Source organism: Saccharopolyspora sp. 6M, from assembly GCF_020176775.1.
Classification (GTDB): Bacteria; Actinomycetota; Actinomycetes; order Mycobacteriales; family Pseudonocardiaceae; genus Saccharopolyspora_C; species Saccharopolyspora_C gregorii.
In genome coordinates this window covers 1-12248 of the sequence record NZ_JAIUJZ010000075.1, presented here as the reverse complement: position 1 = coordinate 12248, position 12248 = coordinate 1, and the positions used below count along the sequence as shown (strand labels likewise).

The 12248-nt window shown below is 74.1% G+C and carries 11 protein-coding genes; 8 read left to right on the top strand and 3 right to left on the bottom strand.

Annotation, left to right across the window (positions count from 1 at the left end; genetic code table 11):
* Positions 1 to 56: 56 nt before the first annotated feature.
* On the bottom strand, positions 57 to 545 hold the full coding sequence (locus LCD31_RS12205; protein WP_224958077.1) for a VTT domain-containing protein: 489 nt from the start codon (positions 543 to 545) through the stop codon (positions 57 to 59).
* A 161-nt stretch (positions 546 to 706) separates the two neighbouring features.
* Entirely contained in the window at positions 707 to 1420 is a 714-nt protein-coding gene (locus LCD31_RS12200) for a FadR/GntR family transcriptional regulator (RefSeq protein ID WP_224958075.1), read from the bottom strand.
* A 181-nt stretch (positions 1421 to 1601) separates the two neighbouring features.
* Between LCD31_RS12200 and LCD31_RS12195 the strand changes: the two genes are divergently transcribed.
* The 8 genes from LCD31_RS12195 to LCD31_RS12160 all read left to right on the top strand — a co-directional run bounded on the left by LCD31_RS12195 (position 1602) and on the right by LCD31_RS12160 (position 10615).
* Positions 1602 to 2852, top strand: a complete 1251-nt coding sequence (locus LCD31_RS12195) for an SLC13 family permease (RefSeq protein WP_224958074.1) — start codon at positions 1602 to 1604, stop codon at positions 2850 to 2852.
* Between the two features lies 1 nt (position 2853).
* The gene (locus tag LCD31_RS12190; protein ID WP_224958073.1) at positions 2854 to 4305 is read left to right on the top strand and encodes an acyl-CoA synthetase; all 1452 of its coding nucleotides are present in this window, start codon (positions 2854 to 2856) and stop codon (positions 4303 to 4305) included.
* 4 nt (positions 4306 to 4309) lie between these two features.
* A complete protein-coding gene (locus tag LCD31_RS12185) occupies positions 4310 to 5644 on the top strand; it encodes a carboxyl transferase domain-containing protein (RefSeq protein ID WP_374201651.1) in 1335 nt (444 codons plus the stop codon).
* A 174-nt stretch (positions 5645 to 5818) separates the two neighbouring features.
* The gene (locus tag LCD31_RS12180; RefSeq protein WP_224958139.1) at positions 5819 to 6601 is read left to right on the top strand and encodes a 2,3-dihydro-2,3-dihydroxybenzoate dehydrogenase; all 783 of its coding nucleotides are present in this window, start codon (positions 5819 to 5821) and stop codon (positions 6599 to 6601) included.
* Between the two features lie 34 nt (positions 6602 to 6635).
* Positions 6636 to 7895 carry an isochorismate synthase DhbC gene (gene dhbC, locus LCD31_RS12175; RefSeq protein ID WP_224958072.1) on the top strand — a complete coding sequence of 420 codons (1260 nt, stop codon included), beginning with the start codon at positions 6636 to 6638 and terminating at the stop codon, positions 7893 to 7895.
* Positions 7896 to 7938: 43 nt separating this feature from the next.
* Positions 7939 to 9567 carry a (2,3-dihydroxybenzoyl)adenylate synthase gene (locus LCD31_RS12170; RefSeq protein ID WP_224958071.1) on the top strand — a complete coding sequence of 543 codons (1629 nt, stop codon included), beginning with the start codon at positions 7939 to 7941 and terminating at the stop codon, positions 9565 to 9567.
* Positions 9568 to 9662: 95 nt separating this feature from the next.
* Positions 9663 to 10316, top strand: coding sequence for an isochorismatase family protein (locus tag LCD31_RS12165; protein WP_224958070.1), 654 nt, complete (start codon positions 9663 to 9665; stop codon positions 10314 to 10316).
* Positions 10313 to 10615 (top strand): phosphopantetheine-binding protein, encoded by a 303-nt coding sequence (locus LCD31_RS12160; protein ID WP_374108035.1) that lies wholly within the window; start codon positions 10313 to 10315, stop codon positions 10613 to 10615. The genes LCD31_RS12165 and LCD31_RS12160 overlap by 4 nt, the downstream gene beginning before the upstream one ends.
* A gap of 43 nt (positions 10616 to 10658) precedes the next feature.
* Here LCD31_RS12160 and LCD31_RS12155 read toward each other — a convergent pair whose 3' ends face one another.
* Positions 10659 to 12176, bottom strand: coding sequence for a helix-turn-helix domain-containing protein (locus LCD31_RS12155; protein WP_224958069.1), 1518 nt, complete (start codon positions 12174 to 12176; stop codon positions 10659 to 10661).
* Between the last annotated feature and the right edge of the window lie 72 nt (positions 12177 to 12248).

The following is a 12248-nucleotide window of genomic DNA, read 5'->3' as shown; positions in this document are numbered from 1 at the left end:
TAGTCCGTGCCCGATGGGTGCCCGCCCGGGCGGACCGGCATGCATCCGTGGCGGCGTCAGCCGAAGAACGGCAGCTGGTGGATGATCTCCGGGGCCGCCGCCAGCACCAGGAAGTGGATGGCGCGGCCGGCCAGGCTCACGCCGAGGAAGCCCAGCAGCGGCAACCCCGCCGCGCCGGAGAGGAAGCACAGCACGGTGAACGGCGGGAAGCTCGCCACCGCGCTCACGAACAGCACGCCCAGCCCCCACCACGGGTGCTGCTCGGTGCGGGCGTGGAACTTCTCCAGCCACGCCGCCCAGCGGCCGCCCTTGCGCGCCTCCGCCATCCGGCCGAGCCGGGTGCCGAGGCTGAACCCGCCCCGGCCCGCCAGGTAGAACAGCGTCTTGCCGGTCATCTGCCCGACCGCGGCGGCCAGCGCCAGCGCCCACCAGTTCAGCCCGTCCACGGTGGTGAGCACGCCGACGAGGTACAGCTCGATGTTGGCCAGCGGGAAGACGCTGCCCAGCAGCGCGGTGCCCGCCGTGGCCAGCAGCCACCCGATCATCGCGGGAACCCGGAGGTGGGTGCGCGCCTGCTGCCGAGGCGAGGGCGAGCGGGCATCGGGACGTACTCCACGGAACTCGGGCGCGGGACGGACCTCGAACGGGGGAACGGACCTCGAACGGGGGAACGGGCCGACCTTACCGGGCGGCGGATCGGCGCCGGTCAGCCCGGTTCGTCGGCGTCCGGGTTCCAGGAGAGCAACCGGACCCGGCTGACCGTGCGCAGGTGCCTGCGCATCGCGGCGGCCGCGGCCCGCGGCTGCCCGGCGCGGATGGCCTCGGCGATGCGCTCGTGCTGGGCCAGCGACTTCGGCGGGCGGTGCGGCTGGCGCAGCGATTCCTGGCGGCTCTCGGCGATCTCGGTGGCGATGGTGCGCATGAACTCGGCGAGCATCGAGCTGTGCGCGGCGGCGGTGACGGCCGCGTGGAACCGGCGGTCGCCTTCCCCGCCGAGTTCGCCGCGCTCCACCTGGGCGCGCATGTCGGCCAGCGCCGCGTCGATCTCGGCGAGGTCGGCGGTGGTGCGGCGTTCGGCGGCGAGCTCCGCGAGCTTGGTCTCCAGCCCTTCGCGGGCGTCGAGCACGTCCGGCAGCCGGTCGCGGCGGGCCACCAGCTCGTCCACCGGTTCGCCGTCCAGCTCGCGGCGCGCCAGGTAGGTCCCGCCGCCGTGGCGGACTTCGACGAGGCCCTGCACCTCCAGCACCACGATGGCCTGGCGCACGGAGGCGCGGCTGACCCCGAGCCGTTCGGCGAGTTCGCGCTCCGGCGGCAACCGGTCGCCCACGTCCAGGCCGGAGGCGGCGACGTGCTCGCGCAGGCGCAGCACGACCTGCTCGTAGAGCCTCGGCCTGGTCAGCGGCCGCAGCGCGTCGGACACCGGCGCCTCCCTCCCGCTTCGGCGCGGAATGGCCAGGTTAGCACCGGGAAAGCGGTCCAGTGGTCCGCGCGCCGGACCACTTCGGGTCTTGACGCCCCGGGGGCGTCGGCGCACAGTGGTCCAGCCAGTGAACCACTGTGTCCGGGCTCACCCGAGGCGCATGGACGGTGAGGAGACAACGGTGTCGCCCGAGCTGATATCCATCTACGCGCTCGTGGCCTGCTTCGTGCTGGCCACGACGATGTCGGTGAACATGGGGGTGCTGTCGTTCGCCGCGGCCTTCGCCGTCGGCAAGCTCGTCGGCGGCCTGTCCGACGACGACATCTTCGCCGGGTTCCCCGGCGACATCTTCGTGGTGCTCGTCGGCGTCACCTACCTGTTCGCGATCGCCCGCGCCAACGGCACCACCGACTGGCTGGTGCACTGGGCGGTGCGGCTGGTCGGCGGCAGGCTCGTGGTGATCCCGTGGGTCATGTTCGGCATCGCGGCGCTGCTCACCGCCATCGGCGCGGTCAGCCCCGCGGCCTGCGCGATCATCGCGCCGATCGCGCTGAACCTCGCTGCCCGGCACGGCATCAACCCGCTGCTGATGGGGGCGATGGTCGTGCACGGCGCGCAGGCAGGCGGTTTCTCGCCGATCAGCGTCTACGGCGTCATCGTCAACGGGGTCGTCGCCGACAACGCGCTGCCCGGCAGCCCGCTGGTGCTGTTCCTGGGCAGCTTCGCGCTGAACCTGCTGATCGCGGGCGTGGTGTTCGTCGTGTTCGGCGGGCTGCGCACCGCGCGGGCCGGTTCGCAGCCGGACGACGCCGCCGACGAACCGGAGGTGCTGCGCCTGGACCGGGACCGGATGCTGACGCTGCTCGGACTCGCCTCGCTGGTGGTGTGCACGCTGGTGTTCGAGCTCGACGCGGGCCTGGTCGCGATGACGGTCGCGGTGGTGCTGACCGTGCTGTCGCCGAAGGTCGCCGCGAACGCGCCCGCCGAGGTCACCTGGCCGACGGTGCTGCTGATCTGCGGCGTGCTCACCTACGTCGGGGTGCTGCAGGAGATGGGCACGATCGACTACGTGGGCCACGCCGTCGCCGGGGTCGGGCTGCCGCTGCTGGCGGCGCTGCTGCTGTGCTACATCGGCGGCGTCGTGGGGGCATTCGCCTCCTCGGTCGGGTTGATGGGCGCGCTGATCCCGCTGGCGGTGCCGTTCCTGGCGACCGGCACGATCGGGCCGATCGGCGTGGTGACGGCGCTGGCGGTGTCGGCGACGCTGGTGGACGTCAGCCCGTTCTCCACCAACGGCGCGATCGTGCTCGCCAACGCCAAGGGCGTGGACCGCGAGGTGTTCTTCCGCCGCCTGATGGTCTACGGCGGGGTGGTGGTCGCGGTGGGCCCGCTGCTGGCGTGGCTCGTGTTCGTCGTCCCCGGACTGGGGTGACATGGAACCGGAGGTAGGCATGGAACTGTTCCCGACGCTGCGCAGGCCGGAGGAGAAGGAGGCGGTGCGCTTCGGCGACCGCGCCCTCACCTACCCGGAGCTGGCCGCCGCCGCGGCGGGCGTCGCCGAGCGCGTCGGCGGTGCCCGGCGGGTGGCGGTGTGGGCCACGTCGGAGCTGGAGACCGCGGTGGCGGTGCTCGGCGCGCTCGCTGCCGGTGCCGCGGTGGTGCCGGTGAACCCGAAGGTGGGGGAGCGGGAGCTCGCGCACATCGCCGGGGACAGCGAACCGGAACTCCTGCTCGCCGCGCCCGGTTTCGAGATCCCGGCGGCGCTGGCCGAGGTTCCGCTGCACGAGGTGGACCTCGCACCCGGCGGCGAGCTGCCCGCCGAACCGGACGAGGAGCAGCCGGCGCTGATCGTCTACACCTCCGGCACCACCGGCCCGCCGAAGGGCGTGGTGCTGCCGCGGCGGGCCATCCGGGCGAACCTCGACGCGCTCGCCGACGCGTGGGAGTGGACCGCGCAGGACGTGCTGGTGCACGCGCTGCCGCTGTTCCACGTGCACGGGCTGATCCTCGGCACCCTCGGGCCGGTGCGGCTCGGCGGGACCGTGCACCACCTCGGCCGGTTCTCCTCGGCGGCGGTGGCCGCGGAGCTGGCCGGCGCGGCGACGATGCTGTTCGGGGTGCCGACGATGTACCACCGCCTCGCCGACGACGCCGAACGCGATCCGGAGCTGGCGGCGGCGGTCGGCCGTGCCCGGCTGCTGGTGTCCGGTTCGGCCGCGCTGCCCGCGGTGGAGCACGAGCGGATCTCCCGGCTGACCGGGCAGCGCGTCGTGGAGCGCTACGGCATGAGCGAGACGATCATGAATTCGGGCGTGCGCGCCTCCGGGGACCGCAGGCCCGGCTACGTCGGCCTGCCCTTCGACGGGGTGGAGATCAAGCTCGTCGACGACGCGGGCGCCGACATCGAGGTCAGCGACGACGAGACCGTCGGCGAGATCCTGGTCCGCGGCCGGAACCTGTTCACCGGCTACCTGAACCGGCCGGACGCCACCGCCGCCGCGTTCGCCGACGGCTGGTTCCGCACCGGCGACGTCGCCACCCGCGCGCCCGACGGCTACCTGCGGATCGTGGGGCGCAAGGCCACCGACATCATCAAGAGCGGCGGCTACAAGATCGGCGCGGGCGAGATCGAGAACGCGTTGCTGGAGCACCCGGTCGTCGCCGAGGTCGCCGTCACCGGGCAGGCCGATCCGGACCTGGGCGAGCGGATCCTGGCCTGGGTGGTGCCGACCGCGGAGCCCGCGGACGCGGACGAGACCGGCCGCGAGCTCGCCGAGCACGTGGCCCGGCTGCTCACCCCGCACAAGCGCCCGCGCGAGGTGCGGTTCGTGGGGTCCTTGCCGCGCAACGAGATGGGCAAGGTCATGAAGAAGGCGCTGGGGTGATCCGGTGGGCGCGCGCGAGCTGATCACCGCGGTGTGCGCGGACTTCACCGAGTTCGCGCCGCGCCGCACCGGAACCCGCCCGGTGGACGGCCCGCTGGGCTGGGACGGCTACGGCGAGCAGCGGCGCCGGGCCGCCGAGCGCACCGGAGCGGCCGAATCCGTGCTGTGCGGGCACGGCGCGGTCGGTTCCGGTCGCGCCGTGCTGGTCGCGTTCGAGTTCGGCTTCCTCGGCGGTTCGGTCGGGGAGGAGACCGGGGCGCGGGTGGTGGACGCCTTCGACCGGGCCCGGGAGCTGCGGCTGCCGGTGGTCTCGCTGGTGGCCTCCGGCGGAAGCCGGATGCAGGAGGGGATCCGCGCGCTCGCCCAGCTGCAGACCATCGCGCGGGCCTGCGCGCGGACCAGGCGGGCGGGCCTCCCGCACGTGGCGGTGCTGCGCGATCCGACGACCGGCGGCATGTGGGCGGCGCTGGGCGCGGGCGCCGACGTGGTGCTCGCGGTGCCCGGCGCCGAGGTCGCGTTCGGCGGCAGCCGGGTGCGCCCCGCCGCGGAGTCCGGAGCGGCGTTCACCGCGGCCGGGAAGTTCGCCGCCGGCCAGGTGGACCGGCTGGTGGCGGAGGACGAGCTGCCCGCGGTGCTCCCCGGCCTGGTGGACCTGCTGCAACCGCGCCGCGCCGTCCCGGAACCCGTCGCGCCGCCCGTCCCGCCGCGGCCGGGCCCCGCCCCGGGCAGCGGGTGGGCGGCGGTGCGGCGCGCCCGCGCGGCGGAGCGCCCGCGCGCGACCGACTACCTGGACCGGTTCTTCACCAGCCGGTTCGCGCTCAGCGGCGACCGGGCGGGTGGTGCGGATCCGGGGATGCTGTGCGGGATCGGCGAGCACGAGGGCCGTCCGGTCGCCTACGCCGCGCAGACCGGTACCGCCAACACCCCGGCCGGTTTCCGCACGGCGGCCCGGCTGGTGCGGCTGGCGGACCGGCTGCGGCTGCCGGTGCTGACGCTGGTGGACACCCCGGGCGCGGCGAACGGCGCGGCCGCCGAACTCGCCGGGGCCGGGCCCGCGATCGGCGAGCTGTTCACCGCGGTCGCCGAGGCGCGGGTGCCGATCACCACGCTCGTGATCGGCGAGGGCGGTTCCGGGGGAGCGCTGGCGCTGGCCGCGCCCGGCTCGACGTGGATCACCGCGGACGCCTACTTCGCGGTCATCGCCCCGGAATCGGCCGCGTCGATCCTCAAACGCCCGCCGGAGCAGGTGCCGGAGCTGGCCGAGTCGTTGCGGCTGCGCCCCCAGGACGTCGTGGACCTCGGTTTCGCCCGGGGCGTCCTCGGCGAGCCGCCGCGGTGACCGACGGCGGTCGCGCGCTCGCAAGAGAGCCAAGAGGGCAAGGCGGTGCGAGGTGTGATGGTCATCCCCTACCGAACCTCGCTGTGGTCAGGTTAGCCTAACCATACAGGGCTGAGCCGGTCTCGGTACAGGAGAGCGCGCCCGGTCGTGGCAGCAGTCGAGGGGAAGGACGAGATGGACCGCAGTGGCATCAGCGGCCGGGTCGCCGTGGTGACCGGCGCCGCCCACGGTATCGGTACCGCTGTGGTGCACGCGCTCGGGGAGCTGGGGGCGACCGTCGTCGCCGTCGACCTCGACGCCGAGGAACTCGCCGGAGTCGCCTCGACCGCGACCGGCAAGGGCCGCCGCGTGCTGGCCTGCCCCGCCGACGTCGCCGACTCCGCGGCCGTGGAATCCGTGATTGAGCGCGCCGAACGCGAAGCGGGACCGGTGGATCTGCTGGTCAACGTCGCGGGCATCCTGAGCCCCGGCACCGTGCAGGAGATCGACGAGGCGGACTGGCACCGCACCTTCGCGGTGAACACCACCGGCGTGTTCCACCTGTGCCGCTCGGTGTCGAAGCGGATGATCCCCCGCGGCCGCGGTTCCATCGTCACCGTCGGCTCCAACGCCGCGGGCGTCCCGCGCCAGGGCATGGCCGCCTACGGCGCGTCCAAGGCGGCGGCGACGCTGTTCACCAAGTCGCTCGGCCTGGAGCTCGCCGAGCACGGCATCCGCTGCAACGTGGTCTCGCCGGGTTCCACCGACACGCCGATGCAGCACCGGCTGTGGGACGAACGCGGACCCGCCCCGGTGATCGCCGGATCGCTGGAGACCTACAAGACCGGCATCCCGCTGGGCAAGCTGGCCACGGCCGAGGACGTCGCGGAGGCGGTCGTCTTCCTGCTCTCCGATCAGGCCGGGCACATCACGATGCACGATCTGTACGTCGACGGCGGCGCGACGCTGCGCGCCTGAGCCGCCCCTCGACCACCGCCCACGGAAGGCACACATGACCACGGACAGCGATACCACCATGCGCGGAGAATCCGACGATCTCGGCGAGCGCCTCACCCCGGGCGCCCTGCTCGACCGGTATTCGGCGGGTTCCTCGTTCTTCTTCGCCTCGCCGCGCGGTTCGATGCTGGCGCGCGGCGTCGACGCCGTGGTGCCGAAGGCTACCTGCTCCGGGGGACGCGACCGGCTCCCCGGCCAGGTCGCCGAATTTTTGCGCCACGCCGAGGAGTTCGGCCGGGTGAACCCCGTCGTGGTCGGTGCCGTGCCGTTCGGCGACAACCTGCCCGCGCACCTGGTGCTGCCCGCCGCGGTGGACCGCGCCGAGCCGCTGTCCGAACCGGTGGCCGCGCCGGACGCGCCCCGGGTGGACTACGAGGTGAAGCACGTCCCGGCTCCCGCCGAGTACGAGCGCGCGGTGGAGCGGGTGCTCAAGCGGCTGCGCGACGAGGAGATGAGCAAGGTCGTGCTGGCCCGCTCCCTCGAACTGTCCACATCGGAGCCGGTGGATCCGGGGCGGATGCTGCGCAACCTCGCGGGCACCGATCCGGGCGGTTTCACCTACGCCGTGGACCTCCCGCGGCGCGGCCAGGACGGCACCCGCGACTCCTTCGGCGAACGGGCCGAGACGGGCCGCACCCTGCTCGGCGCCAGCCCGGAACTGCTGGTGTCGCTGGACGGCACCCGGGTGCGCTCCAACCCGCTTGCCGGTTCCCGGCCGCGCAGCGCGGACCCGGACGAGGACCGCCGCCGCGCCGAGGAGTTGCAGCACTCCGAGAAGGACCTCCGGGAGCACGCCGCCGTCGTCGACGCCGTGGTGGCCGCGCTGCGCCCGCTGTGCCGCGACCTCGTCGTCCCCGACGGGCCCTCGGTGGTGCACACCGCCGCCATGTGGCACCTGTCCACCGAGATCACCGGCGAACTCCTCGACCCCGGGACCACCTCGCTGCAGCTGGCCGTCGCGATGCACCCGACGCCCGCCGTGTGCGGCACCCCGCCGGAGGACGCCCGGGTCGCCATCGCCGAAGCGGAACCGTTCGAGCGCGGCTACTACACCGGGATGGTCGGTTGGTGCGACGCCACCGGCGACGGAGAATGGGTCGTCACGATCAGGTGCGCCGAGATCGAGGACTCCGCGATCCGCTTCTACGCCGGCGCCGGGATCGTCGAAGGTTCCGACCCGGCCGACGAGCTCGCCGAGACCTCCGCGAAGTTCCGCACCGCGCTCTCGGCGATGGGCTGGACGGACGCGCTGTAGCCACCGGCCGCCCCTGCCGACCCCCGAACGAACAGGAACGACGATGCTGCCCGGATGCCCCACCTGGCCCGAGAAGGACGCCGCCCGGTACCGCGAAGCCGGGTACTGGCGCGGGGAGACCTTCGGCGAGATCCTCCGCGTCCGCGCCGCCGAGCACGGCGACCGGGTCGCGGTCGTGGGCGCCGAGCGCTCGCTGACCTACGGCGAGCTCGACACCCGCGCCGACCGGCTCGCGGCCGGGCTGCGCGAGCTCGGCATCGGCGCGCAGGACCGGGTCGTGGTGCAGCTGCCGAACATCGCCGAGTTCTTCGAGGTGTGCTTCGCGCTGTTCCGCCTCGGCGCGGTGCCGGTGTTCGCGCTGCCCTCGCACCGGCTGACCGAAGTGGCCTACTTCTGCGAGTTCGCCGAGGCCGCCGCCTACATCACCTGCGACGTGGAGGCCGGGTTCGACCACCGCGCGCTCGCCGCCGAGGTGCGGGCGAAGGTGCCCGGGCTGCGCCACGTGCTCATCGCGGGCGACCCGGGGGAGTCCGGTTTCCCCGCGTTGTCCGGGATCGACGCCGAACCATCCGATGTGGACGGTCCAGGTCCGGGGGACATCGCGTTCCTCCAGCTCTCCGGCGGCAGCACCGGGGTGCCGAAGCTCATCCCGCGCACCCACGACGACTACGCCTACTCGTTCCGCGCCAGCAACGAGATCTGCGGCGTCACCGCGGACACCGTCTACCTGGTGGCGCTGCCCGCCGCGCACAACTTCCCGATGAGCTCGCCCGGCACCTTCGGCGTCCTGCAGGCCGGCGGCAAGGTGGTGCTCTCCCGCCGCCCCAGCCCCGACGAGGTCTTCCCACTGGTGGAGCGGGAACGGGTCACGCTGCTGGCCGCGGTCCCGCCGCTGGCGCTGGTGTGGCTGGACGCGGCCGCGAACACCGCGCACGACCTCTCCAGCCTGGAGGTGCTGCAGGTCGGCGGCGCCAAGTGCAGCGAGGAGGTCGCGCGCCGGGTCCGCCCGGTGCTCGGCGCCACCCTGCAGCAGGTGTTCGGCATGGCCGAAGGGCTCGTCAACTACACCCGGCTCGACGACCCCGAGGACGTCATCGTCACCACCCAGGGCAGACCGATCTCCCCGGACGACGAGGTGCTCGTCGTCGACGACGAGGACCGGCCCGTCGCCCCCGGCGGCACCGGCCACCTGCTCACCCGCGGGCCCTACACGATCCGCGGCTACTACCGGGCCGAGGAGCACAACGCCAAGGCGTTCACCCCCGAGGGCTTCTACCGCACCGGCGACGTCGTGCGGTTCACCGCCGAGGGCAACATCGTCGTCGAAGGCCGCGCCAAGGACCAGATCAACCGCGGTGGCGAGAAGGTCGCGGCCGAAGAGGTGGAGAACCACCTGCTGGCCCACCCCGCCGTGCACGACGCCGCCGTGGTGTCCATGCCCGACCCGTACCTCGGCGAGCGCACCTGCGCCTTCGTGGTGGCGCGCGGCGAGGCGCCGAAGGCCCGCGAGCTGATCAAGTTCGTCCGGCAGCGCGGCCTCGCCGGCTACAAGGTGCCCGACCGCGTCGAGTTCGTCGACGCGTTCCCGCAGACCGGCGTCGGCAAGGTCAGCAAGCGCGACCTGCGCGAAGCGATCCAGCGCGACCTGGTGCCGGGACTCGAACGTCGTTGACCGGCCGAGCGGCCCCGCGCGAACGGGGCCGGCCCGGCGATTCCCGGCCGGGGCGGCCCCGGACCGGACGTGGAGCAGGACAGGAGGACGCACAGGTGGGGTTGCCGACGATCGCGCCGTACCCGGTTCCGCGGCAGGACGAACTGCCCGCCAACCGGGTGGACTGGCGGCCGGACGCGGACCGGGCCGTGCTGCTCGTGCACGACATGGAGCGGCACTTCGTGGGCGTCTTCGAGCCCGACGCCGAACCGCTCACCGAGGTGGTGCCGAACATCCGCAGGCTCGCCGCGGGCGCCCGCGCCGCCGGGGTTCCCGTCGTGTACTGCGCCCAGCCCAGCGGGCAGACCCCGCAGCAGCGCGGTCTCCAGCTGGAGTGGTGGGGCCCCGGCGTCGCCGACGCCGAGCAGGAGGCGATCATCGACGAGCTCGCGCCGGAACCCGGCGATGTGCGGCTGACCAAGTGGCGCTACAGCGCCTTCCAGCGCACCGAGCTGCGGGAGATGCTGCGCGGCTGGGGCCGCGACCAGCTGATCATCACCGGCATCTACGCGCACATCGGATGCCTGATGACCGCGGCCGAAGCGTTCCAGCAGGAGGTGCAGGCCTTCCTGGCCGCCGACGCCGTCGCCGACTTCTCCGCCGAGGACCACCGGATGGCGGTGCAGTACGCGGCCAAGCGGTGCGCCGTGGTGGAGTCGACGCAGCGGCTCGTCGACGCGCTGGCGCCGCAGCCTTCCGCGGTGGCATGAGCGCCGCGACGAACGGACCGGGCTTCGCCGAAGCCGGTGGAGAACGGGTGCAGGAGGAGAACATGAGCGGGAAGCTGACCCTCGACGACGTGCGGGCCGACGTGGCCGAGCTGCTCTACGAGGACCCGGCCGAGATCAGCGACGAGGAGAACCTGCTGGACTGGGGCCTCGACTCGGTGCGGATCATGAGCCTGGTGGAGCGGTGGCGCACCAAGGGCGTCGAGGTCACCTTCGCCGACCTGGCGGAACGCCCCAGCCTCGCCGAGTGGTGGTCGGTGCTGGAGCCGAAGGCGGGCTGACCTCCGCCGCCCCGCGGCCGCGGCACCCGCTGCGCGACCCCGGTCAGGCCGGGTCGTGCAGCAGCCGGTGCAGGCGGGCCGCGACCGTGGGGCGGCGCCAGTCCTGCGCGGGCAGCACCACCAGCAGCGCCTCGTGCACCTCGATGTCGTCGCGGCCCGCGGCCCCGTCGGCCAGCCGCCACAGCAGTTCCGGGTCGCGCGCCGAGAGCACCGCGCCGCGCAACCCCGCCAGCAGGTCCTCCCGCTCCTCGCGGACCGCCGGTGCCTCCGAGCTCGGCAGCAGCGCTCCTCGGTGCAGCTCCAGCGCCGGGTCCAGCCGGCCCGCCCGCAGCGCGGCGCGCAGCTGCAGGAAGTCCGCGTCCACCTCGGCGGCGATCCGGTACGGCTTCGTCTGCACCACGTCGTGGCCCAGCTGGGTGCGCAGCCGGTGGATCTCGGCGCGCACGGTCACCGGGTTGCCCTGCTCGCCGTGCAGGGCCAGCGCCAGCTGCTCGGCGTTGAGGCCGTCGGGGGAGAGCGCGAGCACCGCCAGCAGCTCGGCGCGGCGCGGGCTCAGCGACACCTCGCGACCGCGCAGTTCCGCGGTCGGCCGGGAGGTGAGGAAGCGCAGCCGCAGCGTCGGCGGGAGCTGCCCGTCCCGGCCCGCGGCGGTCGACGACCGCGCACCGGTGGCGGCGGCCCGGGGAGCCCGCAGCAGGTAGCCGTCGTCCAGCGGCTCGATCCGCGCCTCCCGGCCGCCCAGCAGCAGCGCGCCCTCCGGGCGGTCCAGCTCGACCCGCTCCGGCAGCGCCAGGTCGCCCGGCTCGGCGGCGACCACCCGCCCGGTGGCGCTCAGCAGCGCTCCCGGCTCACCGCGCAGCGCCCGCAGCGCGCCCATGTTCCGTTCCCGCAGCCGCTCGTCGCGCCGGGCCATCCACTCCCGCAACGTGCTCTCCACCAGCGTCGTCGCCGCCGCGACCAGCGCCGCCAGCGCCGGGTGCATCGTGTGCAGCGGGCCGCTGATGTCGATCGAGCCGAGGATGCGGCCGGTCTCCGGGTCGTGCACCGGGGAGGCCGCGCACGTCCACGAGTGGTAGCGGCGCACCAGGTGTTCCGCGGAGTGGATCTGCACCGGACGCCCGGTGGCCAGCGTGGTGCCCATCGCGTTGGTGCCCATCGAGGTCTCCGACCAGGTGGTGCCCTCCGACAGCCGCACCCGGTCCGCGGCCCGGCACACGTTCGGATGCCCCTCGCGCCAGAGGATGTTCCCCTCCGCGTCGGTGATCACCATGATGTGCGTGGTGCCGTCGGCGGCGTCGAGCAGCGTGCGGCGCAGCAGCGGCACGCAGGCCGCGATCGGGTGCGCCGCGCGGATCTCCGCGAGCCGGTCCACGTCGAAGCTCATCGGCGGTTCGACGCGGTCCGGGTCGACGCTGGCCGCCAGCGAACGGCGCCAGGACTCGAACACCACCGGGCGCGGGGCGTGCGGCGCGCGCTCCCCGGCGAGCACCGCGCTGTGCACCCGCCGCAGCAGGCGGGCGCGTTCCATCGGGTCGGCGGGAATGTCGTCGGTGCGCTTCATGACTCCGTGCTCACAACCGGGACGGGGCGGCCCACCGCCGGGGCGAGGGCCGCGGACGGGGCGGGGCCGACC

Coding starts and splice junctions, on each gene's coding strand:
- LCD31_RS12160 (WP_374108035.1), top strand. CDS start 10,313: ATGAGCGCCGCGACGAACGGACCGGGCTTCGCCGAAGCCGGTGGAGAA.
- LCD31_RS12155 (WP_224958069.1), bottom strand. CDS start 12,176: ATGAAGCGCACCGACGACATTCCCGCCGACCCGATGGAACGCGCCCGC.
- LCD31_RS12180 (WP_224958139.1), top strand. CDS start 5,819: ATGGACCGCAGTGGCATCAGCGGCCGGGTCGCCGTGGTGACCGGCGCC.
- dhbC (WP_224958072.1), top strand. CDS start 6,636: ATGACCACGGACAGCGATACCACCATGCGCGGAGAATCCGACGATCTC.
- LCD31_RS12205 (WP_224958077.1), bottom strand. CDS start 545: ATGATCGGGTGGCTGCTGGCCACGGCGGGCACCGCGCTGCTGGGCAGC.
- LCD31_RS12190 (WP_224958073.1), top strand. CDS start 2,854: ATGGAACCGGAGGTAGGCATGGAACTGTTCCCGACGCTGCGCAGGCCG.
- LCD31_RS12170 (WP_224958071.1), top strand. CDS start 7,939: ATGCTGCCCGGATGCCCCACCTGGCCCGAGAAGGACGCCGCCCGGTAC.